Annotated in this window: 2 protein-coding genes and 1 tRNA gene; all 3 read left to right on the plus strand. The window is 38.2% G+C overall.

All coding sequences use genetic code 11. From position 1 onward, the window contains the following. Positions 1-52: 52 nt before the first annotated feature. The 3 genes from P8O70_20785 (at position 53) to P8O70_20795 (ending at position 1,521) form a co-directional block, all read left to right on the plus strand. Positions 53-128 (plus strand) — tRNA-Asn (locus P8O70_20785). 655 nt (positions 129-783) lie between these two features. Then, the gene (locus P8O70_20790; protein MDG2199277.1) at positions 784-1,071 is read left to right on the plus strand and encodes a DUF4242 domain-containing protein; all 288 of its coding nucleotides are present in this window, start codon (positions 784-786) and stop codon (positions 1,069-1,071) included. A gap of 156 nt (positions 1,072-1,227) precedes the next feature. Next, positions 1,228-1,521 carry a DUF1330 domain-containing protein gene (locus P8O70_20795; GenBank protein ID MDG2199278.1) on the plus strand — a complete coding sequence of 98 codons (294 nt, stop codon included), beginning with the start codon at positions 1,228-1,230 and terminating at the stop codon, positions 1,519-1,521. The last annotated feature ends 49 nt before the right edge of the window (positions 1,522-1,570 follow it).

Genomic DNA, 1,570 nt, shown 5'->3' on the forward strand with positions numbered 1-1,570 from the left:
AACTGCTTGCACTTCCGAAACAGTCAGATATATTCGTTGATTATCGATGAGTTCCCCCATAGCTCAGCTGGTAGAGCAAATGACTGTTAATCATTGGGTCGCTGGTTCGAGTCCAGCTTGGGGAGCCAGTCGAATCAGTCAGTTAGCTTCCTTTTATCTTCTACCAATCCCTCCAAAATCGAATCTAGGCGCAAAACAGGCGCACTCAGAATATCATTGAACACCCAAAACCACTGTAATAGCCACATCGCCTGTTGGGAAACCACTACACAGTGACTTCACGTATTGATCTAGGTATGTAGCAAAAATCTACACTAACACATCAGGGGCGATTTTGGGGAGAAACTTTCCTGTTTAAAAGAGTCGTTTTGTAAGGATATTTTGCGGGGTTTTGAAGCTATTGGGTCCTCTGAGCTCAAAGATATCATTGTATGCTCAATAAAGGTCTGTATTAATCTTTACCTCTGTCGGGTTAGATTACTCAGCGGCTTAAGAAAAACCCTGATTCAAGCAACTAACTCCGAAGAACTCAGCATCTTCTCATAGTTCAACTCTCCCTTATCCTGACCGGCAAGCTCACCTTCAATTCTAGTGTTCTCAGAACATACGACCAGTTGCCCAGATAGGTATTGACTAAATCATTGTCAACTAAATTCAACCAGTTGGTAGCTTGACTGTTCATACAGTTGGTTCATTTTGATTGCTTTTTTCAAAAATTAGTGTTCGATGGTATTTTTTCATTCGAATTAGTCGGTTGAATATAACTCTCATTTTAAGGATCATATGAGTCATTTTCTGATAAAAAGAGAAATGCCGGGTGCTTCAGATATTCCAAAAAATAAGCTTAACGAAATTGGGAAGGGTTCAGAAAGCGTTCTTGAAGAAATGCGAAATGAGGGCAAAGACATTAAGCAAATTGAAAGCTTCGTAACAGCGGGTGCTATTTTCTGTGTATATGATGCAACATCTGAAGATCTTGTACATGAACATTCGAAAAGGTCAGGAATTGGTGTCACTGAAGTAAGTGAAATCTCTTCAGTAGTACGACACAACACTTCACTCGTAAGTTAAGTGTCAGATTATTTGTACAAAATTTTGCTAACCTAAAAAAACTAGTTGATGATTTTAATCAAAATACTGGCTTAGTAGATTTTTAAAGGTAAGAAACACAGTTTTTTAGAAAGATTGTGTTTCTCAAAACATTCTAATTGATTGAATTCATTAGTAATGAAGCCTGTTTATCTAGTAGTGGACGTAAAAATCGATGATGTAGAGGCCTATGGAAAATACAAAGAGAAGGTCAAACCATTGATAGAAAGTTATGGTGGTGAGTATCTGTCCAGAGGTGGTGAAATCAATGTGCTTGAGAACGAATTGTGGGAACCTACTAGAATGGTATTGGTGAAATTCCCCGATAAGGAATCCGCAATGAACTGGTATAATTGCGAAGAGTATCAGGCACTGAAGAAAATCCGAATTGATAATGCGACTTCAACCAGTTTTTTTATAGCAGGCCTTTGAAATTTGCTCTCATTTTATTGAACTCAATCAACTAGCTAACTCCAAAGAA

Source organism: SAR324 cluster bacterium (assembly GCA_029245725.1).
Taxonomy (GTDB): domain Bacteria; phylum SAR324; class SAR324; order SAR324; family NAC60-12; genus JCVI-SCAAA005.

Bases quoted from the DNA above. Each gene is read 5' to 3' on its own strand.
- P8O70_20795 (MDG2199278.1), top strand. From the start codon at position 1,228: ATGAAGCCTGTTTATCTAGTAGTGGACGTAAAAATCGATGATGTAGAG.
- P8O70_20790 (MDG2199277.1), top strand. From the start codon at position 784: ATGAGTCATTTTCTGATAAAAAGAGAAATGCCGGGTGCTTCAGATATT.